This is a genomic window from Nitrospirillum guanabarense (genome assembly GCF_034653355.1).
Classification (GTDB): domain Bacteria; phylum Pseudomonadota; class Alphaproteobacteria; order Azospirillales; family Azospirillaceae; genus Nitrospirillum.
In genome coordinates this window covers 506109-529781 of record NZ_JAYEER010000003.1, presented here as the reverse complement: position 1 = coordinate 529781, position 23673 = coordinate 506109, and the positions used below count along the sequence as shown (strand labels likewise).

28 protein-coding genes and 1 tRNA gene are annotated in these 23673 nt (G+C 67.8%); 21 read left to right on the top strand and 8 right to left on the bottom strand.

Going from position 1 to position 23673, the window contains the following annotated elements; genetic code table 11:
• Nucleotides 1-70: 70 nt before the first annotated feature.
• The gene (locus tag UAA55_RS11815) at nucleotides 71-307 is read right to left on the bottom strand and encodes a hypothetical protein (RefSeq protein WP_322952942.1); all 237 of its coding nucleotides are present in this window, start codon (nucleotides 305-307) and stop codon (nucleotides 71-73) included.
• A gap of 53 nt (nucleotides 308-360) precedes the next feature.
• Between UAA55_RS11815 and UAA55_RS11810 the strand changes: the two genes are divergently transcribed.
• Complete coding sequence (locus UAA55_RS11810) at nucleotides 361-849, top strand: hypothetical protein (RefSeq protein WP_322952941.1); 489 nt, start codon at nucleotides 361-363, stop codon at nucleotides 847-849.
• 573 nt (nucleotides 850-1422) lie between these two features.
• On the opposite strand, the gene UAA55_RS11805 is transcribed toward UAA55_RS11810, so the two are convergent.
• Nucleotides 1423-1785: a helix-turn-helix transcriptional regulator gene (locus tag UAA55_RS11805; RefSeq protein WP_322952940.1), complete on the bottom strand. Its 363-nt coding sequence runs from the start codon at nucleotides 1783-1785 to the stop codon at nucleotides 1423-1425.
• Between the two features lie 271 nt (nucleotides 1786-2056).
• On the opposite strand from UAA55_RS11805, the gene UAA55_RS11800 reads away from it, so the two are divergent.
• Genes UAA55_RS11800 through UAA55_RS11740 form a run of 13 tightly spaced genes read left to right on the top strand, consistent with a single transcriptional unit; the run spans nucleotide 2057 to nucleotide 11539 of the window.
• Nucleotides 2057-2302, top strand: coding sequence for a hypothetical protein (locus UAA55_RS11800; protein WP_322952939.1), 246 nt, complete (start codon nucleotides 2057-2059; stop codon nucleotides 2300-2302).
• Nucleotides 2299-2838, top strand: coding sequence for a hypothetical protein (locus UAA55_RS11795; RefSeq protein ID WP_322952938.1), 540 nt, complete (start codon nucleotides 2299-2301; stop codon nucleotides 2836-2838). Before UAA55_RS11800 ends, UAA55_RS11795 begins: the two co-directional genes overlap by 4 nt.
• Complete coding sequence (locus tag UAA55_RS11790; RefSeq protein ID WP_322952937.1) at nucleotides 2835-5015, top strand: ParB N-terminal domain-containing protein; 2181 nt, start codon at nucleotides 2835-2837, stop codon at nucleotides 5013-5015. Before UAA55_RS11795 ends, UAA55_RS11790 begins: the two co-directional genes overlap by 4 nt.
• Nucleotides 5012-5335: a hypothetical protein gene (locus tag UAA55_RS11785; RefSeq protein WP_322952936.1), complete on the top strand. Its 324-nt coding sequence runs from the start codon at nucleotides 5012-5014 to the stop codon at nucleotides 5333-5335. Before UAA55_RS11790 ends, UAA55_RS11785 begins: the two co-directional genes overlap by 4 nt.
• 10 nt (nucleotides 5336-5345) lie before the next feature.
• Complete coding sequence (locus UAA55_RS11780) at nucleotides 5346-5822, top strand: hypothetical protein (protein ID WP_322952935.1); 477 nt, start codon at nucleotides 5346-5348, stop codon at nucleotides 5820-5822.
• Nucleotides 5819-8023 (top strand): DNA cytosine methyltransferase, encoded by a 2205-nt coding sequence (locus UAA55_RS11775; protein WP_322952934.1) that lies wholly within the window; start codon nucleotides 5819-5821, stop codon nucleotides 8021-8023. The genes UAA55_RS11780 and UAA55_RS11775 overlap by 4 nt, the downstream gene beginning before the upstream one ends.
• A 9-nt stretch (nucleotides 8024-8032) precedes the next feature.
• Nucleotides 8033-8275, top strand: a complete 243-nt coding sequence (locus tag UAA55_RS11770; RefSeq protein WP_322952933.1) for a hypothetical protein — start codon at nucleotides 8033-8035, stop codon at nucleotides 8273-8275.
• Between the two features lie 5 nt (nucleotides 8276-8280).
• On the top strand, nucleotides 8281-8838 hold the full coding sequence (locus UAA55_RS11765) for a DUF3850 domain-containing protein (RefSeq protein WP_322952932.1): 558 nt from the start codon (nucleotides 8281-8283) through the stop codon (nucleotides 8836-8838).
• Nucleotides 8835-9176 carry a hypothetical protein gene (locus UAA55_RS11760; RefSeq protein WP_322952931.1) on the top strand — a complete coding sequence of 114 codons (342 nt, stop codon included), beginning with the start codon at nucleotides 8835-8837 and terminating at the stop codon, nucleotides 9174-9176. Before UAA55_RS11765 ends, UAA55_RS11760 begins: the two co-directional genes overlap by 4 nt.
• Nucleotides 9173-9430 (top strand): hypothetical protein, encoded by a 258-nt coding sequence (locus UAA55_RS11755; RefSeq protein WP_322952930.1) that lies wholly within the window; start codon nucleotides 9173-9175, stop codon nucleotides 9428-9430. Before UAA55_RS11760 ends, UAA55_RS11755 begins: the two co-directional genes overlap by 4 nt.
• Entirely contained in the window at nucleotides 9427-9732 is a 306-nt protein-coding gene (locus UAA55_RS11750; protein WP_322952929.1) for a hypothetical protein, read from the top strand. The genes UAA55_RS11755 and UAA55_RS11750 overlap by 4 nt, the downstream gene beginning before the upstream one ends.
• Entirely contained in the window at nucleotides 9729-9890 is a 162-nt protein-coding gene (locus tag UAA55_RS11745; RefSeq protein WP_322952928.1) for a hypothetical protein, read from the top strand. The genes UAA55_RS11750 and UAA55_RS11745 overlap by 4 nt, the downstream gene beginning before the upstream one ends.
• A gap of 2 nt (nucleotides 9891-9892) precedes the next feature.
• On the top strand, nucleotides 9893-11539 hold the full coding sequence (locus UAA55_RS11740) for a recombinase family protein (RefSeq protein ID WP_322954444.1): 1647 nt from the start codon (nucleotides 9893-9895) through the stop codon (nucleotides 11537-11539).
• Here UAA55_RS11740 and UAA55_RS11735 read toward each other — a convergent pair.
• Nucleotides 11496-11570, bottom strand: a tRNA-Met gene (locus UAA55_RS11735). The two genes, UAA55_RS11740 and UAA55_RS11735, sit on opposite strands and share 44 nt — an antisense overlap.
• Nucleotides 11571-11815: 245 nt before the next feature.
• Here UAA55_RS11735 and UAA55_RS11730 point away from each other — a divergent pair.
• Complete coding sequence (locus UAA55_RS11730) at nucleotides 11816-12382, top strand: hypothetical protein (RefSeq protein ID WP_322952927.1); 567 nt, start codon at nucleotides 11816-11818, stop codon at nucleotides 12380-12382.
• Here the strand turns inward: UAA55_RS11730 and UAA55_RS11725 are convergent.
• Together UAA55_RS11725 and UAA55_RS11720 are read right to left on the bottom strand one after the other, a co-directional pair.
• Entirely contained in the window at nucleotides 12352-13698 is a 1347-nt protein-coding gene (locus UAA55_RS11725) for an AmpG family muropeptide MFS transporter (RefSeq protein WP_322952925.1), read from the bottom strand. The two genes, UAA55_RS11730 and UAA55_RS11725, sit on opposite strands and share 31 nt — an antisense overlap.
• Before the next feature lie 84 nt (nucleotides 13699-13782).
• Nucleotides 13783-14364, bottom strand: a complete 582-nt coding sequence (locus UAA55_RS11720) for a TetR/AcrR family transcriptional regulator (protein ID WP_322952924.1) — start codon at nucleotides 14362-14364, stop codon at nucleotides 13783-13785.
• A gap of 62 nt (nucleotides 14365-14426) precedes the next feature.
• On the opposite strand from UAA55_RS11720, the gene UAA55_RS11715 reads away from it, so the two are divergent.
• From UAA55_RS11715 to UAA55_RS11695, 5 genes are all read left to right on the top strand, one after another.
• On the top strand, nucleotides 14427-14900 hold the full coding sequence (locus tag UAA55_RS11715) for a DUF4188 domain-containing protein (RefSeq protein ID WP_322952923.1): 474 nt from the start codon (nucleotides 14427-14429) through the stop codon (nucleotides 14898-14900).
• A gap of 100 nt (nucleotides 14901-15000) precedes the next feature.
• Nucleotides 15001-16113 carry an isoaspartyl peptidase/L-asparaginase family protein gene (locus tag UAA55_RS11710; protein ID WP_322952922.1) on the top strand — a complete coding sequence of 371 codons (1113 nt, stop codon included), beginning with the start codon at nucleotides 15001-15003 and terminating at the stop codon, nucleotides 16111-16113.
• A 4-nt stretch (nucleotides 16114-16117) separates the two neighbouring features.
• Nucleotides 16118-17407 (top strand): metal-dependent hydrolase family protein, encoded by a 1290-nt coding sequence (locus tag UAA55_RS11705; RefSeq protein ID WP_322952921.1) that lies wholly within the window; start codon nucleotides 16118-16120, stop codon nucleotides 17405-17407.
• A gap of 62 nt (nucleotides 17408-17469) precedes the next feature.
• Nucleotides 17470-17757 (top strand): type II toxin-antitoxin system Phd/YefM family antitoxin, encoded by a 288-nt coding sequence (locus UAA55_RS11700; protein WP_322952920.1) that lies wholly within the window; start codon nucleotides 17470-17472, stop codon nucleotides 17755-17757.
• Nucleotides 17754-18191: a type II toxin-antitoxin system VapC family toxin gene (locus tag UAA55_RS11695; RefSeq protein ID WP_322952919.1), complete on the top strand. Its 438-nt coding sequence runs from the start codon at nucleotides 17754-17756 to the stop codon at nucleotides 18189-18191. The genes UAA55_RS11700 and UAA55_RS11695 overlap by 4 nt, the downstream gene beginning before the upstream one ends.
• On the opposite strand, the gene UAA55_RS11690 is transcribed toward UAA55_RS11695, so the two are convergent.
• The 3 genes from UAA55_RS11690 to UAA55_RS11680 all read right to left on the bottom strand — a co-directional run bounded on the left by UAA55_RS11690 (nucleotide 18192) and on the right by UAA55_RS11680 (nucleotide 21922).
• The gene (locus UAA55_RS11690; RefSeq protein ID WP_322952918.1) at nucleotides 18192-18788 is read right to left on the bottom strand and encodes a glutathione S-transferase family protein; all 597 of its coding nucleotides are present in this window, start codon (nucleotides 18786-18788) and stop codon (nucleotides 18192-18194) included.
• Between the two features lie 144 nt (nucleotides 18789-18932).
• Nucleotides 18933-19439 carry a DUF1993 domain-containing protein gene (locus UAA55_RS11685; protein WP_322952917.1) on the bottom strand — a complete coding sequence of 169 codons (507 nt, stop codon included), beginning with the start codon at nucleotides 19437-19439 and terminating at the stop codon, nucleotides 18933-18935.
• A 116-nt stretch (nucleotides 19440-19555) separates the two neighbouring features.
• Complete coding sequence (locus tag UAA55_RS11680; RefSeq protein WP_322952915.1) at nucleotides 19556-21922, bottom strand: S8 family serine peptidase; 2367 nt, start codon at nucleotides 21920-21922, stop codon at nucleotides 19556-19558.
• A 405-nt stretch (nucleotides 21923-22327) separates the two neighbouring features.
• On the opposite strand from UAA55_RS11680, the gene UAA55_RS11675 reads away from it, so the two are divergent.
• A complete protein-coding gene (locus UAA55_RS11675) occupies nucleotides 22328-23659 on the top strand; it encodes a class II 3-deoxy-7-phosphoheptulonate synthase (protein WP_322952914.1) in 1332 nt (443 codons plus the stop codon).
• Nucleotides 23660-23673: the final 14 nt, after the last annotated feature.

The window sequence follows — 23673 nt, the reverse complement described above, 5'->3', positions numbered from 1 at the left end:
AGTCCGGACGCACCACTCCGCCGGGCATGCCGGCGGCCCCAGGCACCTTGACCATGGACGCTCCCCCCGATCATTCGGCGGCCTCGCTGGGTGAGGGTCGGCGCTTTTCGGCCGCCAGTCCGGCCAGCCGTTCAAGCGTGACGCCGTCAATCCCGCGCCTGCTGGCACCGGCCACCAGGTCTTGCCAATACTCATCAGGGATGCGGCCACGAACCTTCATGACGCGAACAGCGCCATGGCTTGCCCGGATGTCCCGGGCCAGGTCGGCCATCGATGGCCACATGCTGATGATGTCTGCGAAGCTCATGGCGACGCAAGTTACATAACGTATCAGTCTAAGGCAATACGAAACGTCACATCATGTCGATTGCGAATGCGGGGGCCGTCGTTACAATTCGTAACGTCATGAGCGCCTCAAACGATCAAGCCCAAGAACCAGACCTTTCGACACCCGCGGGACGGCTGAGCTACGCTCGGGCCGCCGCCGGCTATCGGAACATGTCGGAATTCGCCATCGCCCACGAGGTGAGCGGGGTGAAGCTGAATACCTATCGCGCTCATGAGGCGGGCGACCGGGGGCTGGGGCGGATTGTGGGGCTGTATGCCCAGCTGCTGGACGTTGACGAAAGCTGGTTGCTGTTCGGAACCGGGCGTGGGCCCGCAATAAAAGATGCGATCCAGCCACCAATAGACCCCGGCAAGAAGGTCACACCCACCTCCTTTCAGCGCAGGATGCTCGACCTGTCTGAGGAAATCAGGGCGTCCATTATCGCCAATGACTTGAAGCGCGGCATTCGTCTAGCCAAATCCATGGTCGCGCAGATGGAGGTTGAGGAATTGGGCCGCTGAGCATGGCAATATCACCTTGTTGCCAAGGCTTGGCACAAGGAAGCCTTCAAGCGCCCGCTCCCTCCCGCACACTCCAAGAGTTGCGCGTCCACTCAAGGCTTTTAAACCACCGATACGCCATGTGTTGCCATCTTCCATAAAGATTGGACGGGCAATATCGCCAAATAAGACGTGCTTATAGTCATTTGTTAACCAAGCCTTGGTCTCAATATTCGCAACGAGAACAGGCACAAAATTAACCAGTGGTTCGCCAATCCAGACGGACAGGGCACGTATACTTTTATTCATGTTAAACAGCCACCCGAACAGCCAATATGATCACCTTGCCGCCCTGGCAGGGCGACTGAAGTATGCGGCTATGGTCGGTCAGGCTTTGCATCTGACTTGGTAACGCGCCTGCAAGCGCGGGACCTCCCTGCCAGTGGCGGTCCTATTCCTCGATCTAAGCGGAATTTCGGGCGACGCTCAAGATGCTTGCGCGGAAAAATGGCAAGAATGTCATTAACGCACGCGTAACGTGCTTACCAAGGTAGCGCAATTCGTTAATTTTCCCTGCCTGAGGGGCAGGGTTGGTTAATCGGCGAAACGCTTATGGGTGGCAGCCAATTCTTTCGCCAGGTCGCCCGCATAGGCTGATGCGGCCTTGAAGTGCCCATCCTTCACCAGGCGCTGCAGCTGGCCGACCTTCCCCAGCAACAGATCGCGCGCCGCCTCGGCCGTCCGTTCGCCCGGCGGGATCAGGTCGCGCGGGTCACAATGCAGCACCTCGGCTATGCGCAACATCCATTCCAGGGACAGCGTGCTTTTGCTGCGCTCCAGCTTGTGGATCTGCCCTGAGGATGTCTCCAGCAAGCCCGCCAGGTCTTCCTGAGACAGGTTACGGGCCATTCTCAGTTCGCGGATGCGGTTGGGCGGATACGTTTTCATGCCGCGCATGATGGGCAATGCTTCCGCCCGAACGCCATGCACCCCCAGGAAGGGAAGGGCCGGAACGCAAGCTAGCGGCGCGCTGGGCTGTTTTGCCGCGACACAAAACGTATCGAGAAGATACGAAACGTAACATTTAGTCGTTGCGCGAAATGTTACGTTATGTAATGTACGTGACGCCGGCATCACCTCCCTTGACCTCCGGCCCCGGGCTTTCCCCCGGGTGAACTCCCCGGGGCCGGGCGCCCCGGGGTCTTTCCCGACCCGCCGGAGGGCACGCATGTCCCGCCTTGAAACCGAAACTCTTGCCTATTGGGCCAACGCCCATGCTGCCCGCCATGCTGATGCATTCATGGTCGGCATCCGGGCCTTTGACGGCTTGATCGCGCTCGCCGCCATCGGCAGCACGCCGCGCCTGCGCGCCGCCATCGTGATGCACGTCGAAATCGCCACCAAGGCGCGGCACTACCCCAACGGCCTGGGCTTCACGCACAGCGCCATGATCGCGGCGGGGTGTGGGCTATGACCACCGAACGAATGATTATTGACCTGGCCATCCGCATGGGCTTCGAACGATTGCCGGACGGGCGCATTGCTGGCAGCCCGGAGATGCTGGACGAACTGATCGCCGTGTTCGAGCGCCAGGCGCTCGATATCACTCGCCAGCTTGCGCGGGACCTCATGTCCCGCAACGAAGCCATCAGGAAGGAGAGGGATTACACCAATTATCTGCTGTGCAGGCTGCATCCCTCCGAGCCGTCCAGCAACACCGACGGGAACGGGCACACCCATGCCGTCAGTGAGGACAACGCGTCCAATCCCGGTAACGAGCCCCCCGTATGGGACTTTGCAACCATCCACACGGCGGCTTGCCGCCTGGACAAAGATCGTGGCGGCGTGACGGCCGACGAGATGCTTGAGCACTTCGGCTTCGCGAAAAATCAGCACCACATCAACCTGATGCGAACCCTCATGCGGCAGTTCGGGATGATGAGTTTCGTCCGTCATCGCGATGGCATGAAACAGCGCGCGTACCGCTTCCAAGAGGGGGAAGCCGCATGACCACCGAACTATCCCCCCTGGGGCAGCGCGTCGCCGCCGCGATGGCGGTTCTGCCCGGCACCACCGTGCGCGGGCTGGCCCGCACCGCCGGGCTCAGCTCGCACTCCGAACTCAGCCGCCTGCTGAACGGCAAGCGGCAGGACCTGGAGCTGGACACCCTGCGCAAGCTGGCCCCGGTGCTGGGTGTCACGCTTGGCCACCTGACCGGGGATGCGGACTTGGACCGCCCGGGGGAGACGGGGGCCGATGAACCGCAAAGCGGCGTGCGGCTGATCCCCCTGGACAAGCTGATGGCCAGCCCGCTGAACCCGCGCAAGACGTTCGACCAGGCCGGCCTGGAAGAGCTGGCGGACGACATGGGTGAACAGGGGCTACTGCAAAACCTCACCGCGCGCCCGCATGCCGACAGCGTCGGCTTCTTCGAAGTCTACATCGGCGGCCGCCGCCTGCGCGCCGCCAACATCCTCGTGGAACGCGGCACCTGGCCGGACGATCACCCGATCAAGGTTGAGGTGCGCCCCGCCACGGACAAGGAAGTCCTGGCCCTGGCCACGGCGGAGAATGTCGTCCGCGAGGACATGCACCCCTTGGAAGAGGGGCAGGCCTTCCTGGCCATGATCGAGGCCGGCTGGACCAAGGAAGAGCTGGGGCGGATGTTCCGGGGCAAGACGCCCCGGTGGGTGGAACTGCGGATGCAGATGGCCCGCGACCTGGTGGGGGAGGCCCGCCACCTGTTCCAAACCGGGCGCATCAATGCCGAGATGGCGCGGGAGCTGGCGCGCCTGCCGCGCGCATCGCAGGACACGCACGCCCGCGCCATCACGGCCGGGGACCCCGGCTATGAGAACGCGGCCCAGCTGCATAAGCGGATCAAGGACGGCCTGCCCATGATCGGCAGCGCCATTTTCGACCCGGCGCTTTACACCGGGGAGCTGATCCCGGGGGAGAATGGCACCGCCTCCGACCTGTGCGCGGACCTGGACCAGTTCAAGCGCCTGCAACGCGCAGCCATCGCCGAGAAGAAGGCCGCGATGGAAAAGACGTACGCCTGGGTTGAGGTGCGGCACGGCAATTGGGCGACATTCGACCTAGCCGCCAACGGCATGGCGGATGCCCACGCGCACAGCGACAGTGCCAGCTGCCTCAAGGGCGCCCTGATCCTGGTGGGGGAGGCGCAGGAAGTCAGCACCATCCGCGACGTGGTTTCCCTGACGGAGCTGAAGCTCGCCCGGTTGAAGCGGGAGACGGAGGAACGCGAACAGAAGGCCCGCGACAAGGCCGCGTTGAAGGCCGGCAATGCCCCAGCCTCCGCGCCGTCGCAACTAGGCGGTTTTGCCCGTGGCGATGTTCAGATGGCGCCCACCCCGCCGTCCCGTCCGGTGGATGCGGTCGACCTGATCACCAGCACCCAGATCATGCACGCCGCCAGCACCCGCACCCAGGCGCTGCAGGCGCAGATCTGGGGCAACCTCACCGACGCGAACAGCGGCGACAGCCACATCCCCATGGTGCTGTCCGTCATCGGCATGCTGGCATCGGACCCCGCCTTGCTGATGCGCTCCGGGTCCGCCGGCCACCATCGCGCGGTGCATCCCACCATCGTGCAGGAGATAGACGCGGGCCTGCGCGCCCTGAGCGTCGACCGCCGCCTGGTCCTGCCCGCCAAGGCGGAGGCGGAGGACGGCCGCGCCGTCAGCGGCCCGGAGACGGCGGCGGCCCTCTACGCCGTGCTGGTCAAGGGCGATCCCCGGGCGGTGACGCGCCTGTTCAACGCCCTGGTGCTGGCCCGGCTCTATGGCGCCTCCACCACCGGCCTGGGCAACACCCCGCTGGGGCAGGCCGTGGCGGAGGATATGGAACTCCGCGATGCCGGCGACATGTGGGTGCCGGACCAGGCCTATCTGTCCCTGCTGTCCCTGGCGCAGCTGCGCCGGCTGGCCGTGACCCTCGGCATGGCGGAGGCCGGACCCCACCACACCCTGACGGCGCCGGTGAAGCCGGCGGACTTGATGGCGTGGGACGCCAACAAGCTCCGCACCGCCATCGCGGATTTCGGCGCGAACGGCGTTCGCACCATCCCCGCCGTGCTGCGCCACCTGCCCGCCGCCCAAATGATCGATGCCATCCGTGCCGAAGCCGATGCGGCGGATGCCGTGCTGAACGGGGGGAAGTCATGAGCAAAACCCCCGAGGACGTCGCGGCCGAGGGCAAGGCCAACCTGGCGGCGCAGCGCATGAGGGACGCCTTCTTTTCCGTTTACGGCGACCCGGAACAGATGACCCCGGATGAGGCGATGCAGACGGCCCACACCTTCGCCTGCCTCCATGTCGGGTGCTTGATCGAATGGGCAGTCCGCTTCGCCCCGGATCGCCCGATCCAAAAGACGGTGGCGTTTTTGGTCAAGGTCATGATCGGGACCAATAAGACAGCCCTCGCCACCGTCCGCCGCCAAGCCGACCCGCTGGCCTTCCTGAAGCCCAATGACCGCCCGAACTGATGGTGACCTCATGACAATTACTTTCATCAAAACGCCTTCGATTGGCAAAACCGAAACGGGGACACGTTTCGTTGGGCGGCCGCTTGATGAAATCGAGCCCTACGGCCCTGGCGATGCGGAGGCCGCCATGGTCGCCCGCATCGTCGGCATCTTGAGGGCGCACCGGGCCAGCTATGCGACCGGCCATCAGCTTGGCCTTCTTCAGGCCGCCCGCTACCACCGGGAATTCATGCAGGTAATCAAGTCAGAGATGCGCGCGGAGCTTGCCCTTCGGAAACGGATAGGCAAGCCGCTTGGTGAGCACATGCGGTTGCTTATGGGCGAATATCGACTGCACCGCGAGGCCGCTCAGAATTTCCACACATGGGCGGGCGGCCTCACGGTTGGGCACCAGTTGCGTGCGGCGGAGATACGCGCCCTGATTACCGTCTATGACCTGGACGGCGGCCTGGCCCCGGATCAGGACGAAGGGGTGCGGTCGGAATGAGCTTCCTCCTTCATCCCTTTGACGATGAAATCCGCCACTTCCACATCGCCTGTGGCGTCGGCTCCGGTGCCAAGGGCATGTCGAAGGCGCGCCCGCGCGTCGGCATGGTGCGCGGGCGCATGGCCTGCATCGGCGGCGTGGACGTGGACCCCGCCTGCATCCGCGATTTCTCCCGCCGCCTGGGCACGCCCGGCACGGTGATGGACCTGTTCCGCCGGGATGACTACACCGCGTTCCACGGCAAGGAACCGCCGAAGGGCTGGCGGGAGGCGACGGCGGTTGACCTGCGCATCGCCGCCGGGCGGAAGGCGCCGAACATCGTGTTCAGCTCCACCCCCTGCAAGGGCGCCTCGGGCCTGTTGCCCGAGGCCATGGCCGTGACGCCCAAGTACCAGGCGCTGAACCGGCTGGCGGAACACTCTATCGAACTGACCCTGGAGGCCTGGGCGGACGACCTGCCGGAGTTCATCCTGTTTGAGAACGTGCCGCGCATCCAGGTGCGGGGCCGCGCCATGATCGACCGCATCATCGAGCGGTTGGAGGCCCGGAACTACGCCTGCGCCGAAACGGTGCACGATTGTGGGGAGCTGGGGAACCTGGCCCAATCGCGCAAGCGCTTCCTGCTGGTGGCGCGGCAGCGGGACAAGATACCGCCCTTCCTGTACGAACCGCCGATGCGCGGCCTGCGCACCGTGGGCGACGTACTGGAGAAACTGCCGCCGCCGGGCGACATGTCCATGGGCCTGGGGCACCGGGTGCCGGCCCTGACGTGGATGACCTGGGTGCGCCTCGCGTTCGTGGAAGCGGGCAGCGATTGGCGCAGCCTGAACAAGCTGGCGGTGGAGGATGGGGTCCTGCGTGACTACCGCCTGGTGCCGGAGGGGCATTGGCGCGACGGCATCCTGGGGGTGAACCGCCTGACGGACAGCAGCGGCGCCGTGATCGGCAGCGCCTCCGCCCTGACGGGGGCGTTCAGCGTGGCGGACCCCATCACGCCTACGCTGCACGGCGGGGCGCTGGGGGTGCGGCCCTGGGACGGCCAGTCCGGCACCGTCCAGGGCCGCAGCTGGCCGTTCAACGGCAACTTCGCCATCGGGGACATCCGGCCGGGGCTGGCCAAGTTCTCGAACGTCTTCCGCGTCGTACCCACGAACCGGGAAAGCCCCACCATCTCCGGCGGGGCCACGCCATCCGCCGGCGGCCTGTGCGTGGCGGACCCGCACTACCTGGCCAAGGGCAGCTATCAGCAGTTCGGCGTGCGCCCGTGGGATGGCCAGTCCGGCACCATCACCGGGCAGAAGTCGCCCGGCCAGGGGGCGTTCAGCATCGCGGCACCCATGCCCGGCCACGCCCTGCGCAGTTGCGCCTACGGCGTCAACGCCTGGGGCGACAGCACCGGCACCATCGCCGGGGAGACGTGGCCCACCAACGGCAATTTCAGCGTGGGGGACCCGCGCTGTGACTGGCACCCCGCCGCCCACCGCAACAAGCTGAAAGTGGTGGGCACCGGCGGGGCCGCCCCGACCATCTCATGCTCGGTCCAGCCCGCCAGCGGCGGCCTGTGCGTGGCCGACCCCAAGGCGCACACCGCGCACAAGGGTGCCGGCAAGTACGCCGTGGTCGCCTGGGGCAAGGGCGCCGCCGGTACCGTGATCGCGGCCAGCACCACCGGCCACGGCGCGTTCGCCGCGGCCGACCCGCGCCCCCATTACCTGCGCGATGGGCGGGAAGCCTACATCACCGCCGGCATGTACGGCGTGCTGCCCATGACCGGCTATGCGGGCGCCGTGAACGCCCACGCCAAGCACGACAACGGCGCGTGGTCCGTGGCCGATGGCCGCGACGCGCAGGGCAATGCCCCCATCGGCCGCCTGCCGGACCCCAAGGAACGCCTGGTCTGCGTCATCCGCGCCCTGGACGGCACATGGCACCGCCCCTTCACCACGCTGGAGCTGGCGGCCCTGCAAAGCATGGTCGAACCAGGCGAACCGTTTGAGCTGGACGGCACCAGCGACAGCCGCTGGCGTGAGGCCATCGGCAACGCCGTGCCGGAGGACGCGGCCGAGGCCATCGGCAACGTCTTCGGCCAACTGATCCTGCTGGTCCGCAGCGGCCGGCAACAGCCCATCCGCCACACCCCCATCTGGGTCCGCCCCGTCGCCATCGGCGCGACCCTGGACGTTCCACCCCTGCTGATTTGAGAGGGCCCCATGAGCACCAGACTTACTTTGAGCTTCAGGGAGACGGTCGATATTTACCTGAGCGTCGATGAGATTGCCGCCGAAGTCGTGAACCAGGAAGAGGCGGGCGACCCCGCCATAGGGCACCTGATCAACACCTTGGGCGCCAAGGTCCAGCGCGGCAGCGTCGAGGTGTCAGACGTCGCGGTGCATCTGGACGACAAGGGCGCCACCTTCATCCGCGCCCTGGCGGCGGCCCTGGACGGGGAGTGACGGCCATGGCCACTCACGTTCTTAAGTGCGAGGAACCCCACTACAGCGACCTGGCGCACGGGGCAAAGACGGCAGAGTTGCGCCGGGATGACCGGGGCTTCGAGCGGGGGGACGTGCTGCATCTACATCAGATATGCGATGGCGTCGCCACCGGCCGGACGATGACACGCGTGGTCACACACATCCTGCGCGGCGGTCCATGGCTGGCGGATGGCCGGACGATGACACGCGTGGTCACACACATCCTGCGCGGCGGTCCATGGCTGGCGGATGGCTATGTCATGCTGTCCCTGGACCGGCCGCCGCCGCCCACAGCCCTGACAGGGCGACAGCTGATGCTGATGCAACTGATGACCCGCCATATGGATCGCACCGGCCGCATCCCCACGCTGCAAGCCATGGCCGGCACGATGGGGCTGGCCGCGAAAAGCCAGGTCGCCCGTATCCTGGACCAGCTTGAGCAGAGAGGTTGGATCACACGCCTCAGGGGCCATTCCTGCGGCATCACCATCCTACACCGCCCGGCTACGCCGGGCCCCCAGGCAGGGAGTGCGGCGCAATGATCCGCGTGACCATCGACCTCCTTCCTGGTGGGAACGAAGCCGGGAAGCGCACCATCGGCATGATGGAGATCGCCAACGTGGGCGGCGACCTCATCCAAGGCAACTACGCCGTCATCCTCACCAAGACCCCGCCCTTTGCCGGCGCCCTGCGCGCGGCCTGGCGACGGGGCGCCATGCAGCCTGGGCATGAGGACGAACAGGTGATGGCCGGGGAGGTGGTTGGTCATCACCGCACACAGCGGGGCGTCTATGACCTGCTGTACCGCGCCCTGATGGCTGTGGGCATGCATCAGCGTCTGCCCCGCCACGCCCGCCAGGAAGGGAGCGTGGCGCCATGACCCAAGGCAACTCCATCAACATCCGCGACGTCGAAGCCGCCATCGCGGATGTCAGCACCGCCTTGGCGCAGGCGACCCTCAAGCATCACTTGGACGAACGCGGCGTGAAAGTCCTACTGTCCGTCGTCGTGGGGGACGTGCTGGCGCAAACCTGCGGCGGCGATCCGGCAATCCTGACGGCGGCGGAAGTCAACTTCGCCAAGCTAGTGACGCTGGCGGCCGCGAACGCCGTTCGCGCGGGGGCATCAGCATGACCACCCTTACCAAAGAACAACTGCTGTTCGCGCTGCGTCGGCAACAGGTGATCGCCGGCCGGGGGGACCCCAAGGAACTGTCGGACCTGTACGGGCGGGAGGTTGAGGCGATGCGGCAGGCCATGGAAGCCCGCTACGCCCTGGGCACACCGCCCTTCGCCGTCCTGATGGCCATGGCCACGCTCTTGGGGGACGCAGCACAGTGCATGACCGGCAAGCCGGACATCTTCCTGGGGCACTGCATCAACATGGTGCGCGAGAGCTACGCGATTTCTGAGAAGATCAGGAACGGGCAGCCGTGAAAGCCCTCCCCCGATACACCGAACAGGACCCCGCCACCATGACGGGGGACCAGCTGCTGGACGCGCTGGCGGGGGTGCTTGCGCGCGCCCTGGCCAGGCGCCATGCTCGCGAGGCCGAACAGAAGGCCCCCGACCAAGGATTGACCCCCAAGGACTGACCATGCGCGTCGCCATCTACGCCCGCTATTCCTCCGACATGCAAGATGAGCGGTCGATTGAGGATCAGGTCCGGCTATGCCGCGACCGCGCCGCCACGCTGGGGCAGGTGGTGGAGGTCTATGCCGACTATGCCATTTCCGGCACATCCCTGAAGACGCGCCCCGCCGCCCTGAAGATGATGGCGGACGCCAAGCAGGGCCTGTTTGACGCCGTGGTCACCGAGAACCTGGACCGGATCAGCCGCGACCAGGAAGACACCGCCGGCATGTTCAAGCGGCTTGGCCACGCTGGCGTCCGCATCATCTCGGTGAATGAGGGCGAAATCACGGAGCTGCACGTGGGCCTCAAGGGCACCATGAACGCGCTCTATATCAAGGATTTGGGCAACCGCGTGCGACGGGGGCAGGGCAGCCGGGCCCTTGAAGGCAAGGTGCCGGCCGGCCTGGTGTACGGCTATCGCCTGGTGCGCAACCTGGACGCCCGGGGGGAACTGGTACGCGGTGAGCGCGAGATTGACCCCACTCACGCCGCCATCGTCCGCCGCATCTATGAGACCTACGCCGCCGGCAGGTCCCCGCGCATGATCGCGGCGGAGCTGAACGCGAAGGGCATCCCATCCCCCCGGGGCGGCTTGTGGGTGGGCACCACCATTTGCGGCGCGCGGGGCCGGGCGTCGGGCATCCTCCACAACCCCCTGTACGTTGGCCGTGTGATCTACGGCCGCCAGGCCTTCGTGAAAAACCCTGACACTGGACAGCGCGAGGCGCGCCGTGTCGCCGCGGACAAATGGCTGGAGGGCAGCGCGCCCCAGCTCCGCATCATTGATGACGCGCTGTGGAACGCGGTGCAGACCCGAAAGGCGACGCTCAGCAGCTACCCGCCCACCAGGCGCAAGTCCACCAGGCACCTGTTCTCGGGCCTGGTGCGCTGCGGATGCTGCGGCGGGAACTATGTCGTCAAGACGCGGGACTATTACGCCTGTTCGGTGCGCAAGGAACGGGGCCCGGCGGTGTGCTCCAACGACCGCAGCGTCAAGATCCGCGACCTGGAAAGCCGGGTGCTGTCCGGCATCCGCAAGGGCCTGCTGGACCCCGAGCGCATCGCCCACGCCGTGCGCACCTATCATGAGGAAAGCCGGCACACCCAATCCGAACTGCGCCGCCGCGCGACGGACCTGTCGAAGCGCCTGGCCAAGGTGGACGCCCAGATCACGCGCCTGGTGGACGCCCTGGCGGACGGCCTGATGGGCGCAGCCGCCATTGGCGACCGCCTGCGCCAGCTCGAAGCGGAGAAGGCGGCGGTGTCGGGTGAGATCGCGGCCATGGAGGCGGAAAGCAACGTCATCACCCTGCATCCGGCTGCGGCCGATGCCTACCGGCAGTTGGTGAACGACTTGCTGGTGGTGCTGAAGACAGACGATGAAGCCCGCGCCGAAGCCATGCCCATGCTGCACCGCCTGGTGCATTCGGTGGAGGTGCACCCCCGCAACGGCCGGGGCGAATACGACCTGGTGCTGAGGGGCCGCCTCGCAGAAATGCTAAACCTCCCCAGGCGGCAGCCTGGAGAGGTTTTGCAAAGGGCAGCATCGGTTGGTACTGCCAAGATGGTAGCAGCGGAGGGATTTGAACCCCCGACCAAGGGATTATGATTCCCCTGCTCTACCACTGAGCTACGCTGCCATAGACCGCCGCCGGACGGGCCGGCGTTGGTGAGGGCCGTCATGTAGGACACCTGACCCGGCGCTGTCAAGGCCCTCGCCAAAGCCACGGCGCATTTTTCGGCATGGGTCCGATGCACCGCCATTCGGGTCATCCAATGACCGCCACGACGAAGCCTTCAGGCGGTGAAGGAACGGTGGCGGGGCAACGATACCACCGATACAGTCACCGCCGCATCCTATCCGCCCGGACGCCGCCGAACCCGCATGCTGTCCCTGATCACGGCCCCCTTCCGCCTGCTGTTCCGCCTGGTGGGGTTCCTCATCCTCATGGCGGTTGTCCTGGTGGTGGTCTTCCCCTACGCGGTGGATTTGCCCGGCTGGGCCCAGACGGTCATGGCGCGCCTGAGCGACGATCCCGCCAGCGGCGTGGTGGTGCGGGCGGAGCCGGAGGTGCAGCGCGGCTTCCTTGCCCGCCTGGTGCTGCATGACCTCAGCCTGGCCAATCCCCTGACGCCGGACCGGCCGTCCATCACCGCCGCCCGCGCGGTGGTGGAGGTGGACCCGCTGGCTTCACTGACCAGCGGCCGGCTGGTGCTGCGCACCCGGGTGCTGGACCCGGTGATCTATGTCGACCGGCCCATCAATCTGCGCGGCCTGCTGGCGGGCGTGGATCGCACCCTGGGCGGCGCCGGGGTCAGCAACAGCGTCAGCCTGGTGGGCGGGAGCGTGAGGCTATCGAGCAAGGGTGGGGAGGGCATCGACCTGGGTGCTGTGACGGTGGAGGCGGCACCGCCCGCCAGTCACGCCGGCACGGGTCGCGGCCCGTCCTGATCGGCGACAAGCCCTTCCTCCGCCGGGCGATGATGGATGTCCGCCCGCCGCGCCAGCCAGGCCAGCAGCAACAGGCCCGGGATGCCCAGGCCGGCGCTGATGGTGAAGTACAGCGGCCAGGAATTCAGCTGGTCCGCCAGCCAGCCGGTGCCGCCCGACAGGATGTCCAGGGGCAGGGTGGCCAGGCTGGACAGCAAGGCGTACTGGGTGGCGGTGAAGCCCGCGTCGCACAGACGGGAGAGGAAGGCGGTGAAGGCCGCGGCGCTCATGCCGCCGGCGAAGAACTCCAGCCCCACCACCAGGCCCAGCAGGGTGACACTGTGCGGCCGCGTCGCCAGCACGGCGTACATCAGGTTGGTGACGATCATGAAGGTGCCGCACAGGAACAGGCCGCGCACAGGCCCGGTGCGTCCGGCCACCGTGCCGCCGGCGATGGCGCCGGCGATGGCGCAGGCCATGCCCAGCATCTTGGTGACGGCCGCGATCTCCACCTTGGTGTAGCCTTCGCTCAGGAAGAAATTGGTGGCCATGACGTTCACGTAGACGTCGCCCACCTTGTAGATGGCCACGAACACCAGGATGGCCAGCCAGCCGCGCCGGGTGGCGAAGCGGGTGAAGGGCGCCACCACCGCGTCCCGCACCCAGACGTCGAAGCGCTGGCGGGGCGGGACCGGCGGACGCGCGGGCTCCGGCGCCAGCAGCACCGCCACCATGCCCACAGCCACCAGGGCCGCCATGACCATGTAGACGGTGGACCAGGGCAGCAGGGTGGACAGATACAGGGCGCCGGCGCCGGCAACGATCATGCCCAGGCGGTAGCCCACCAGGTAGGCACCCGCGCCGGGCGCCTGCAGCGTGTCGGGCAGCAGTTCCACGCGCAGGGCGTCCAGCACGATGTCCTGGCTGGCCGAGGCGAAGGACGTGGCGACCGTGGCCACCGCCAGCCAATAGAGATTGGCGGCGGGGTCGCTGGACGCCATGGCCAGCAGGGCCAGCATCAGGGCGGCCTGCGTCACCAGGGCCCAGCCGCGCCGCTGGCCCAATAAGTGGGTCAGCCCCGGCAAGGGCAGCCGGTCGATCAACGGCGCCCACAGCGGTTTGAAGGTGAAAGGGCTGCGCACCATGGCGAACAGGCCGATGGCGGTGCGGCTGACGTGCACCTCCGTCAGCCAGGCCGACAGGGTGGAGAACAGCAGGAAATAGGGCAGGCCGCTGGCGAAGCCCAGGAACAGCACCGTCAGCACGCGGCGGTCCAGCCAGAGGGTCCATCCGGGGGCGGGCCCAGGGGGGGCGGGCGGAACGGTGGGTGCGGTCATGGAGGCGGCGCTGCCCTTGATGGGGACGTCTGGGACGGCGGCATCATCGCCTGCGCGGCACGCCGCCGTCCAGGCTTGACGCCATCACGACGGCAGCCCGGCCGCGAACAGGCCCGCCACCTGGCGCGCCAGGGCCTCGGGCGACGCGGTATCGGCCTCGCGATGCAGGCGGCCGTCCACCGTCAGGCAGGCCAGGCCGTGGACCAGCGACCAGGCGGCCACCACGGCGGCCTCGCGCTTCTCCTCCGGCACCAGGCCGACGACCCGGGCGGCCAGGATGTCGTAGGCGCTGTCGGCGGCCGGGGAGCTGGGCATCAGGCCGCTGACCGGCGCCCCGAACATGATGCGGAACAGGGCCGGCCGTTCCAGGGCGAACAGCACATAGGCCACACCTTGTTCCACCAGCGCCCGGCGCGGGTCCGCCGCCCTGTCGGCCTGGGCCAGGCGGTCGCGCAGGTCGGTGTAGCCTTGCTCCGCCACCGCCGCCAGCAGGTCGGCTTTGTCGGCGAAGTGGCGGTAGGGCGCCATGGCCGATACCCCCGCCCCCCGCGCCGCAGCCCGCAGGGTCAGGGCCTCCACCCCGCTTTCCTCCAGCAGGGCCAAGGCCGTGCGCACCAGGGCGTCGCGCAGGTTGCCGTGGTGATAGGCCGCCTTCTCTGTTGACACTGTAAACATTCCCTGCTTGGATGACGGTATGTTTACGCAGTAAACTTGAAAGGAAGGATGTTATGCAAGCGCGTCCTGAGGGGCCGGTCGCCGCGCGCCGCGCCTCGGTCGACCTGTCCGCCTATCCCGATCTGGTGGTGATCTACCTGGGTTTTCATGTGAACAGCCTGCGTGGGCTGCTGGGACTGTTCCGGGTGGGGCGCGGCCTGAGCCGCCTGTCCCGGGACTTTCCTGAAGGCCTGCTGGCGCATGAACAGCTGATCTACGGCCTGCGGCACATCGGCATGCGGCAGTACTGGCGCGACCTGGACAGCCTGGAACGCTTCACCCGCGGCGAGCCGCACAGGACCTGGTGGCGCGATTTCCTGGCCAAGGACAGCGGCGCCGGCTTCTGGCATGAGACCTACCGCCGCCAGGGCGGGATGGAGGCGGTGTATGTCAACATGCCCCGGCCCATCGGCTTCGGCGCCTTCGCCGCCGCCCGCACGCCCACCGGCCCGTTCATGAGCGCGCGGGAGCGCCTGGCCGCAGGCTGACGTTCCGGGCTGATGGGCCTTTATCCCTTATCCGTTCTGCGTGATGATCGGCGTCCGTCTTAGGGACGGTCAAGGATAACGGCGTTGAAGGGACAGGGGCATGGCGACGACCGGTGCGCGGATGCTGGTGGGTGTGGCTTTAGCATGGACGCTGCTGGGCGGCGCCGCGATGGCGGCCGAAAAGGCGCACCCCTGGGCGCTGGAGCTGCACGGCGGCGCCGGCACGGTCGATCCCGCCAAGCTGACGCCGGAAGCGGCGGCCGCGTACCAGGCCGGGATGACCGCGGCGCTGGAGGCTGGCACCGCCGTGCTGAAGTCCGGCGGTGCGGCGGTGGACGCGGTCGAGGCCGCGGTCAAGGTGCTGGAGGATGACCCCTTGTTCAACGCCGGACGGGGTGCCGTCTTCACCGCTGCCGGCCGCAATGAGATGGATGCCGCCATCATGGACGGCGCCACCCTGAAGGCCGGCTCCGTCGCCACCGTCACCCACACCCGCCACCCCGTCAGCCTGGCCCGCGCCGTCATGGAAAAGACGCCGCACGTCATGCTGGCGGGCGAAGGTGCTGACGCCTTCTCCAAGGAGGCGGGCCTGGAACAGGCCGACCCCGCCTGGTTCTTCACCGAGCGGCGCTGGCAGGCGCTGGTGAAGGAACTGACGGACAAGGGCGTGCCCGTGCCGCCGCGCCCGGCGGGCGCCCCGCCGGAACCGGACAAGCACACCCTGCTGGACCTCAGAAACTTCGAGCCGGCGGACGCCCATCGCTTCGGCACCGTGGGCGCCGTGGCCGTGGACGCCAAGGGCAACGTGGCCGCCGCCACCTCCACCGGTGGCATGACGGCCAAGCGGCCGGGCCGCATCGGCGACAGCCCCATCATCGGCGCCGGCACCTATGCCTCCAACCAATCCTGCGCCGTCTCCGCCACCGGGTCAGGTGAGTACTTCATCCGCCTGACGGTGGCCCGCGAGATTTGCGCGCTGGTGCAGTACCAGCATATGAAGCTGCAGGCGGCGGTGGATGAGGTCATCCAGCACCGCCTGACGGCCCTGGGCGGCGATGGCGGCGTCATCGCCGCCGCCCCCGACGGCACGCTGGCCTGGGGCTTCAACACCACCGGCATGTACCGCATCCGGGTGAAGCAGGGCGGGACGCCGGAATTCGGCATCTTCAAGGACGAGGGCGCCGCCAAGGCCCACCCGAAGAACGAGCCCTGATCCCATGCGCCGGTTGCTCGCGGCCTGCCTGGCGACGGTCCTGTCCCTGCTACCGCTGGCGGCACGGGCGGAGGATGCCCTGCTGCTGATCCGCCCGGCACGGGTGTGGACGGCGGAGGAGACGGCCCCCCACGCCGGCTGGGCTGTCCTAATCAGGGGCGACCACATCCAGGCCGTGGGGCCGGAGGCATCGCTGGGCGCGCCGGCCGGCACCGCAGTGCTGGACCTGCCCGGCGCCACGCTGCTGCCCGGCCTGATCGACCTGCACTCCCACCTGTTCCTGCACCCCTATAACGAGGCGTCGTGGGACGACCAGGTGCTGCGCGAAAGCCTGTCCTACCGCACCCTGCGGGCGGGGCGTCAGGCCACGGCCACCCTGCTGGCGGGTTTCACCACCCTGCGTGACCTGGGGACGGAGGGGGCGGGTTATGCCGACATCGGGCTGAAGAAGGCCATCGAGGATGGGCTGATCCCTGGACCGCGCCTGTTCGTCGCCACCCGTGCTATCGTGGCCAGCGGCGCCTACGGACCCTCCGTTGCCAAGTTCCGCGAGGATATGGACCTGCCCCAGGGGGCGGAAGAGGCGAGCGGTGAGGCGGCGGTGGCTGCGGCCGCCCGGGGTCAGGCGGCGCGCGGCGCGGATTGGATCAAGTTCTATGCCGACTACCGCACCGGGCCGGACGGCAGCACCCGTCCGACTTTCAGCCAGGCGGAGATGGCGGCCCTGATCGCCGCCGCGCACGACACCGGCCGCCCGGTGGCGGCGCACGCCGCGTCGGATGAGGGCATGCGCCGGGCGGTGCTGGCCGGCGTGGACACCATCGAGCATGGCTATGGCGGCACCGACACCACCTTCAAGGAAATGGCCAAGCGCGGCGTCGCCTACCTGCCCACCCTGACGGCGCCGGAGGCCACCAGCCGCTATTTCAAGGGCTACGTCCCCGGCCAGACCCCGCCCACGCCGGCCATGCAGGCGGCGGAGGCTGCCTTCCGCCGGGCGCTGAAGGCGGGGGTCACCATCGGCTGCGGCAGCGACGTGGGCGTCTTCGCCCATGGCGAGAACGCGCGTGAGCTGATGTGGATGGTGCGCTACGGCATGACCCCGGTCCAGGCGCTGACGGCGGCCACGGCCACCAATGCCCGCATCCTGGGCCAAGCCGACCATTTCGGCCGCATCCACGCCGGCCTGCTGGCCGACCTGGTGGCCGTGACCGGCGACCCCACCCAGGACATCGCCGCCGTGGCCAATGTCGTCTTCGTCATGAAGGGTGGCGCGGTGGTCCGCAAGCCGTGATGGGCGGTGGAGTGATTCTGGGTTTTCCGGTACAATCTGGTCAGCTAGTCAGATGGTGTCCCATGTCGCGTAAAGCCAAGTTTATCAACGTCTCCGGCACGACCTGGAAGCTGGAAGACGCCAAGGCGCGTTTCAGTGAAGTTGTGCGGCGTGCGCGCACAGAGGGGCCGCAGACGGTCACCACCCGGGGCCGCGACCCGGTGGTGGTCATCGCGGTGGAGGATCTTGCTCGGCTCACACCACCGCAGCCCCGCCGGCAGCCTCTCGTCCAGTACCTGGAAAGCCTGCATGGCGGAGATGATCTGGAACCTGTTCGCGATCGCGACCTTGGTCGGGATATTGACCTTTGACGGTCAGGGGCTGGCTGCTGGACACAAACGTCGTTGCGGCACTGATCAGCCCCAACGGCGCGCCATCCGTGAAGGACTGGGCGTCTGGGGTGGATGAGGATCGGCTTTTTCTCAGTGTTCTGACGTTGGGCGAATATGAGAGGGGCATACACAATCTGCCCGAAGATGATTGGCGCCGTTCCCGTATCAGTGCAATCCAGGAGGGGCTCGCCGCCCGTTTCGAGGGGCGGGTGCTGCCTGTCACCGAGGCGGTGGTGCGTCGATGGGGCATGGTGGCCGGCACGGTTAAACGCCTTACCGGCCATCCATCACCCGTGATTGATACGTTATTCGCCGCGACAGCGCTGGAACATGGTCTGACACTGGTTACGCGCAACGTGCAGGACGTGAGGCACAGCGGCGCTGTCGTCTTCAATCCATGGGGCTCGCCCTGATCACGCCGCCATGGCCTTGGCGAAGCGCTGGAAGGCCGGGCGTCCGGCCAGGCGGTTGAGGTAGGCGCGGAAGACGGGCTTGTCCTTGAACAGGCCCATGACGTCCAGGGCCCAGTACATCATGACGCCCCACTGGGTGTCGGCGGCGGTGAAGCGGTCACCGACGGCGTAGTCGTGGGCGCTCAAGGTGCGCTCCAGGTTGGCCACCATGTCCTCGAACTTGCCGTAGGCCGCCCCCTTGCCGTCGTAGGGCCACTGGTTCATGTGCGCCACCAGGCAGGGGTCGACCACGGAATCGATGTAGACCACGCTGGTCAGGTAAGGGCCGCGGCGCGGGTCGTCCAGGGCGGGGGCCAGGCCCGCCTCCGGAAAGGCGTCGGCCAGATAGAGGGTGATGGCCGCGCGCTCCGTCACCACCACGCCGTTATGCCGGACGGCCGGCACCTTCTTATGCGGTTGGATGGCGCGATAGCTTTCCGGCGCGCCGCCTTCGGCCCGGATGTCGATGTGTTCGCTCTCATAGGGCACGCCCAGTTCCTCCAGCAGGTAATGGATGCTGGACGAGCGGGTGCTGGGGCAGTGGAAGAAGGTGAGCATCGCGACGTCTCCCAAGGGTGTCGGTGGCTGGTCTTGGGGGTCACTTTACGATATACTGCTGACAGAATATGGCAGTGGCGCGCGCATGAAAGAGGCGGCGCCCCGAGGACGCCGCCTTCCGCACTGGTAAGACCCGGATGTCGCTTACGGACGGCCCAGGAAGTCCATCTTGCCCAACTCCACGCCATTGTGGCGCAGGATGTCGTAGGCGGTGGTGACGTGGAAAAAGAAGTTGGGGATGGCGAAGAACAGCAGGAAGGCCTGGCCGGGGAAAGGCACATCCTCGCCCCGGATCTTCAGGGTGATGGTGCGCTCTTCACTGCCGTCGATCTGGGCCGGGGTCACGCTCTTCAGGAAATCGACCGTCTTGGCGATGCGGGCCTGCAGGTCGGCGAAGGTGCTCTCGGTATCGGCGAAGCTGGGGATCTCGACGCCGGCCAGGCGGGCGGCGGCGCCCTTGGCGGCATCGCTGGCGATCTGGATCTGGCGGGCCAGCGGGTGCATGTCGGGGGCCAGGCGGGCATTCACGAGCACCGCCGGGTCGATCTTCTTGGCCTCGGCATGGGCGACGGCCTTGTCCAGGATGGCGGACAGATTGCCCAGCAGGCGCAGGAACACCGGCACGGACGCCTGGTACATGGAAAGCGACATCGGGTGCACTCCGATAGGGTTGGGATGGCGGCCAAGATACGGGCGCCCCAGGCGGCGGATGTGCGCGCGGTCACCCTTGCACCTGAATTTTACATGACCGATGTGGCGAACAGCTTTTAAAAGCGGAAGTTGAGGCCCACGCGCGCCACCTGATCGGTCAGGCCCCGGATGTTGCCGGCGTCCTGGCGCAGTTCCAGGCTGCCGGTCACGCTCAGCGCCTGGCCCCAGCGGCCGGTGGCGACGGGTGCGGCGCAGCTCAGCGCCATGTCCGTTTCCGCCCCGTCCGGCCGCAGCGACACCCGCGTGGGCGTGGTGGTGGCATAACCCTGGTCGTCCACGCTGGTCATCAGCAGGGTGGCGGTGCCGGCGACCACGCGCAGGGGACGGCGCCAGACGGCCGTCAGGCTGTCGCCTTCCGTCACCGCATCGCGCTGGGCCAGCGCCAGGCCATAGGATCGGGCCAGCAGGGGCCCGATGCCGCTGACGACGCCATGGGCACTGTCCGCCGCGCCGGTGCGGGCCAGGCTGGTGTCCAGCATCAGGCTGCCGCCCCGCCACAGGGTGACGGCGGTGGCCAGCCCCAGGGACACGGTGTCGTTATGGTCACCCAGGCTCAGTACCCCGCCGCCGCGATAGCGGCTGCCCAGCAGGCCGTCGCGCTCATCCAGCAGGCTGGCCGACAGGCTGGTGGTCCAGCCCGGCTGCAGGGTCCAGTTCAGACCGGCGGCCACGGCGTCGGCCTGGCGATCCAGCCCGCCGCCGGTCAGCACGGGGCCCCGCCAGGGGTTCCAGTCGCTGCCGGCCAGGTCGCGGCGGGACAGGGCGTCGGCCCCCGGGGCGCCGGACCAGCTCAGCGCCAGGCGGGCGCCGCCCAGGGCGCGCCCCACCCAGCCGCCCAAATCCGTGCCCAGCGCCGCGAATCCGCCCCCCTGGGCCAGCCCGGTCAGCGCGGTGGACACGCCCAGGGTACCGGCGGCGTCCGCCACCGGCGTGCCGTCGCCCCATAGCGCCTGGGCGAAGGAGGCGGATGCCGGGAAGCCCTGACCAGCAGCCAGCGTCAGGCCGCCCTGGCTGTAGGCCAGGGCCCAGCCGTCACGGCCGGCATAGCCGTCGCGCGGCGCCAGGGGCTGGGGCCGGCCGGCGGCATCCAGGCCCGGGCCGTCGGTGTAGGCCAGCGTCAGGCGGCCGCCATCGGCGAACTTGGTGCTGCTGGTGGTGACGGTGGGGGCGGGCAGCGCCGCGGTGATGGAGGAGGCGGAGACCGGCTGCTTGGCGATCAGGCCGCTGAGGTTGACGGTGAAGTTGCGCTGATAACCGTCGAAGGCGGTATAGCTGGCCAACTGGGCGCTGATGCTGCCCAGCGCGCCCAGGGCGCCGCCGGTGATCAGGCTACCCGTCAGGCTGGTGACGGGCAGGGACTTGCCGTTGGTCCCCACCACCGACAGGGTGCCCAGCGGCTTGAACGCCGCCGTCAGGTTCATCAGGCCGTTGCCATAGGTGTTGTCCACGCCCTTGGCACCCATGTCGGTGGCCGAGGCGAACAGCACGGCGGTGGCGGTGCCGTTGCGGTACAGCACGGGCCAGGTGGCCTCCAGCAGGGCCAGGGCGCCGGACACCATGGGGGCGGCCATGGACGTGCCACTCCAATAGGCGAGCGCGGTGCTGCCGTATTGGATGCCCGGGGCGACGATGCTTTCGCCCGGCGCCATCAGCCAGAGGGAGGCGTAGCTGACCCGCGTGGTCCCGGCAACGGCGGAACCGGCGCCCGGCGTGTTGGAAAAGCTGGACAGCTTATTGGCGCTGTTGACCGACCCGGCGAAAGCCAGATGGGTCAGCGCTGCGGCGGACAGGCCGTTGGTGTTGGCGCCGCCGTTCAGGACGGTGGCGGAATTGCCGCCGGCGAACACCAGCACGGCGCCCTTGCCCGCCGCGTAGTTGATAGCGGAGACGATGGCGGTGGTGGGCAGGTAGGTCAGCGACAGGTTGATGACCCGGGCGCCGGCGTCGGCGGCCTTGGTGATGCCGTTGGCGACGTCCACGTCGCTGCCGCTGCCGCCAGCGTTCAATGCCTTTTCCGCCAGGATGGTGGCCTTGGGCGCGATCCCGGCCATGCCGCCGCCCGAACTGGTGACGGCGCCAGCGGCGATGGCGGCTGTGGCGGTGCCATGGCCGTTGTCGTCGGTGTAGCCCTTGGGGCAGGTGAAGGTCCGGGCGGCGCAGGCGGAGGTGGTGGACACGCGGCCGGCGACGTCCGCCTGGGTCGCCACCACGCCGGTGTCGACCAGGCCGATGGTGACTCCGCTGCCGCCGGTTGCCGCCGCCTCGATGATGTTGGTCAGGCCCAGTTGCGACCACCAGCCGCTGGAATAACCGGGTGCGTAGGTCTGCGCCGCAGCGATGCCGGGCAGGGAGGCGCCCACCATCAGGCCCAGCCGAACCAAGCGGATCAGGGACGCGCGGGCGCGCGTGTTCTGGACCGTCATACCACATCTCCCGGTCGCCTTTGACGACCCATGGCCGGCCCGTTTTGGGCGCGTGAGGGGGAGCAGTCTAAGCCATTTTGCCTAGGCCCGGACTCGGCCATCTGGATAGGGTGGGTGCTTGTTCAAGGGGGATGCCGAGGGGCAACCGCGTTTGACGGGTAACAGTAATGCGCGAAGGGGTCTCAAGAAGACTGGAAAAGTATAAAACAGGGCAGTACATAACGAGACCGGCTTGCTGCCAGACTTGAAGGGGCGTTTCCGCCCGCGACCATGGGACTACCGCGTCGCACCTCTTAAAGTTCTGGAATCCCGGCCGGTTTTCGGGTTTCACGAGGTGGGGTCATGGCACTGGATAAGGCGGGGCGCTGGGCGCCCGATAGCTGGCGGTCTCGGGAAGTGCGGCAGATGCCGGCATATCCCGACACCCGGCGCCTGGAAGCTGTGGAGGCCCGCCTCGCCAATTATCCGCCGCTGGTCTTCGCTGGTGAGGCGCGGCGCCTGAAGGATCACCTGGCGCGCGTGGCCAGGGGCCAGGGCTTCCTGCTGCAAGGCGGCGACTGTGCCGAAAGCTTCGCCGAGTTCCATCCCAACAACATCCGCGACACCTTCCGCGTGATGCTGCAGATGGCTGTGGTGCTGACCTTCGGCGGTGCCACGCCGGTGGTCAAGGTCGGTCGCATGGCCGGCCAGTTCGCCAAGCCGCGCTCCGCCGACCTGGAGGATATCGGCGGCGTCTCGCTACCCTCCTACCGGGGCGACATCATCAACGGCTTCGACTTCACGGCCGACGCCCGCGTGCCGGATCCGGAGCGCATGGTGCAGGCCTATAACCAGGCCGCCAGCACGCTGAACCTGCTGCGCGCCTTCGCCCAGGGCGGCTATGCCGACCTGCACAAGGTGCACCAGTGGAACCTGGGCTTCGTCGACCGCAGCCCCCAGGGGGAGCGCTACCGCGACCTGGCCAACCGCCTGGATGAGGCGCTGGCCTTCATGGCCGCCTGCGGCATCACGGCGGAGACCACCGCCCAAATCCGCGAGACGGAGTTCTTTACCAGCCATGAGGCCCTGCTGCTGCCCTACGAGCAGGCGCTGACCCGCGTCGACAGCACCACGGGCGATTGGTACGACGTCTCCGCCCACATGCTGTGGATCGGCGACCGCACCCGCCAGCCCGATGGCGCGCACATGGAATTCCTGCGCGGCGTGAAGAACCCCATCGGCCTGAAGTGCGGCCCGACCACGGACCCGGATGAGCTGATCCGGCTGATCGACATCCTGAACCCGACGGACGAGGCCGGCCGCCTGACCCTGATTGCCCGCATGGGCCATGACAAGGTGTCGGACAAGCTGGCGCCGCTGCTGCGCCGGGTGCGCGACGAAGGCCGCACCGTGGTGTGGAGCTGCGACCCCATGCACGGCAACACCATCAAGTCGGCCACCGGCTACAAGACGCGGCCCTTCGAGCGCATCCTGGCCGAGGTGCGCGGCTTCTTCGAAGCCTGCCGGGCTGAAGGTGTGCATGCTGGCGGCGTGCATTTCGAGATGACGGGCCAGGACGTGACGGAGTGCACCGGCGGCGCCCAGGCCATCACCGAGCACGCGTTGGCCCAGCGCTACCATACCGCCTGCGACCCGCGCCTGAACGCCAACCAGGCGCTGGAATTGGCGTTCCTGGTGGCCGAAGGCCTGAAGGCCAGCCGATCCGGCCAGCCGCGCCGGACCGAGGCGGCCGAATAAAGGACTGTTTCGCA

What these genes read in the sequence shown, in the direction of transcription:
- UAA55_RS11685 (WP_322952917.1), bottom strand. Translation starts at nt 19,439, where the DNA reads ATGTCGCTTTCCATGTACCAGGCGTCCGTGCCGGTGTTCCTGCGCCTG.
- UAA55_RS11780 (WP_322952935.1), top strand. Translation starts at nt 5,346, where the DNA reads ATGACAATTACTTTCATCAAAACGCCTTCGATTGGCAAAACCGAAACG.
- UAA55_RS11725 (WP_322952925.1), bottom strand. Translation starts at nt 13,698, where the DNA reads ATGACCGCACCCACCGTTCCGCCCGCCCCCCCTGGGCCCGCCCCCGGA.
- UAA55_RS11785 (WP_322952936.1), top strand. Translation starts at nt 5,012, where the DNA reads ATGAGCAAAACCCCCGAGGACGTCGCGGCCGAGGGCAAGGCCAACCTG.
- UAA55_RS11770 (WP_322952933.1), top strand. Translation starts at nt 8,033, where the DNA reads ATGAGCACCAGACTTACTTTGAGCTTCAGGGAGACGGTCGATATTTAC.
- UAA55_RS11700 (WP_322952920.1), top strand. Translation starts at nt 17,470, where the DNA reads ATGTCGCGTAAAGCCAAGTTTATCAACGTCTCCGGCACGACCTGGAAG.
- UAA55_RS11795 (WP_322952938.1), top strand. Translation starts at nt 2,299, where the DNA reads ATGACCACCGAACGAATGATTATTGACCTGGCCATCCGCATGGGCTTC.
- UAA55_RS11730 (WP_322952927.1), top strand. Translation starts at nt 11,816, where the DNA reads ATGCTGTCCCTGATCACGGCCCCCTTCCGCCTGCTGTTCCGCCTGGTG.
- UAA55_RS11715 (WP_322952923.1), top strand. Translation starts at nt 14,427, where the DNA reads ATGCAAGCGCGTCCTGAGGGGCCGGTCGCCGCGCGCCGCGCCTCGGTC.
- UAA55_RS11740 (WP_322954444.1), top strand. Translation starts at nt 9,893, where the DNA reads ATGCGCGTCGCCATCTACGCCCGCTATTCCTCCGACATGCAAGATGAG.
- UAA55_RS11690 (WP_322952918.1), bottom strand. Translation starts at nt 18,788, where the DNA reads ATGCTCACCTTCTTCCACTGCCCCAGCACCCGCTCGTCCAGCATCCAT.
- UAA55_RS11815 (WP_322952942.1), bottom strand. Translation starts at nt 307, where the DNA reads ATGAGCTTCGCAGACATCATCAGCATGTGGCCATCGATGGCCGACCTG.
- UAA55_RS11775 (WP_322952934.1), top strand. Translation starts at nt 5,819, where the DNA reads ATGAGCTTCCTCCTTCATCCCTTTGACGATGAAATCCGCCACTTCCAC.
- UAA55_RS11790 (WP_322952937.1), top strand. Translation starts at nt 2,835, where the DNA reads ATGACCACCGAACTATCCCCCCTGGGGCAGCGCGTCGCCGCCGCGATG.
- UAA55_RS11800 (WP_322952939.1), top strand. Translation starts at nt 2,057, where the DNA reads ATGTCCCGCCTTGAAACCGAAACTCTTGCCTATTGGGCCAACGCCCAT.
- UAA55_RS11765 (WP_322952932.1), top strand. Translation starts at nt 8,281, where the DNA reads ATGGCCACTCACGTTCTTAAGTGCGAGGAACCCCACTACAGCGACCTG.
- UAA55_RS11750 (WP_322952929.1), top strand. Translation starts at nt 9,427, where the DNA reads ATGACCACCCTTACCAAAGAACAACTGCTGTTCGCGCTGCGTCGGCAA.
- UAA55_RS11710 (WP_322952922.1), top strand. Translation starts at nt 15,001, where the DNA reads ATGGCGACGACCGGTGCGCGGATGCTGGTGGGTGTGGCTTTAGCATGG.
- UAA55_RS11675 (WP_322952914.1), top strand. Translation starts at nt 22,328, where the DNA reads ATGCCGGCATATCCCGACACCCGGCGCCTGGAAGCTGTGGAGGCCCGC.
- UAA55_RS11755 (WP_322952930.1), top strand. Translation starts at nt 9,173, where the DNA reads ATGACCCAAGGCAACTCCATCAACATCCGCGACGTCGAAGCCGCCATC.
- UAA55_RS11680 (WP_322952915.1), bottom strand. Translation starts at nt 21,922, where the DNA reads ATGACGGTCCAGAACACGCGCGCCCGCGCGTCCCTGATCCGCTTGGTT.
- UAA55_RS11705 (WP_322952921.1), top strand. Translation starts at nt 16,118, where the DNA reads ATGCGCCGGTTGCTCGCGGCCTGCCTGGCGACGGTCCTGTCCCTGCTA.
- UAA55_RS11805 (WP_322952940.1), bottom strand. Translation starts at nt 1,785, where the DNA reads ATGCGCGGCATGAAAACGTATCCGCCCAACCGCATCCGCGAACTGAGA.
- UAA55_RS11760 (WP_322952931.1), top strand. Translation starts at nt 8,835, where the DNA reads ATGATCCGCGTGACCATCGACCTCCTTCCTGGTGGGAACGAAGCCGGG.
- UAA55_RS11810 (WP_322952941.1), top strand. Translation starts at nt 361, where the DNA reads ATGTCGATTGCGAATGCGGGGGCCGTCGTTACAATTCGTAACGTCATG.